At 73.4% G+C, this 638-nt stretch carries 1 pseudogene; it reads left to right on the top strand.

The features are described 5' to 3' along the window. A pseudogene (locus FMQ63_RS37720) lies at window positions 1-638 on the top strand (N-acetylmuramoyl-L-alanine amidase); the annotation flags it as partial.

The following is a 638-nucleotide window of genomic DNA, read 5'->3' as shown; positions in this document are numbered from 1 at the left end:
GCGGGAGGGGCCCGTCCTACCCGTGAGGAGCAGGACGCCCTGCGCGGGTTCGTGATGCAGGGAGGGCACCTCCTCCTGTCGGGCAGCCATGTGACGTCGGCGCTGGCCGTGGGTTCGGCGGAGGACCAGGCCTTCCTGGCGGACATTCTTCGCGCGGCGCCGGGCAGCGGAACGCCCCCGTTCTCCGTGGAGGGCATGCCGGGCGACTGGCTGGCCCAGCTCACCGGGGTGGCGCTGGATGACGGCACGCGGGGCGGCTACGCGGTGGGCGTGACGGACGTGCTGACGCCCGCGTCGGGTGGCACGTCCGTGCTTCGCTATCTGGGAACTGACCTGGCGGCGGGCGTGATGTCGGCGCCCAACGGGCGGGTCCTGCTGCTGGGCGTGCCTTTCGAGGGCATCGTCAGTCCGGTGCAGCGCGCCGGGCTCATGTCCTCGTTCCTGGTGCAGGCGGGCCTGCTCACGGAGCTGCCTCCTCCGCCGGCCGAGGAATCCGGCGCCGCGAGCCTGCTCTCCGCCTGTGTGGCGGCGCGGGGCGTGGACCCGCACCCGCCACCGGAGCCCGAGCCGGAGCCTGAACCCGAGCCCCATGTGGTGGGGGTGCTGCCGCAGTTCTATCCGCTGGGAGATTCCGGCTG

The organism is Myxococcus sp. CA005 (genome assembly GCF_006518205.1).
GTDB classification, from domain to species: domain Bacteria; phylum Myxococcota; class Myxococcia; order Myxococcales; family Myxococcaceae; genus Myxococcus; species Myxococcus xanthus.
Note: the sequence above shows the minus strand (reverse complement) of the source record. Positions and strands in the feature narration are given on the sequence as shown.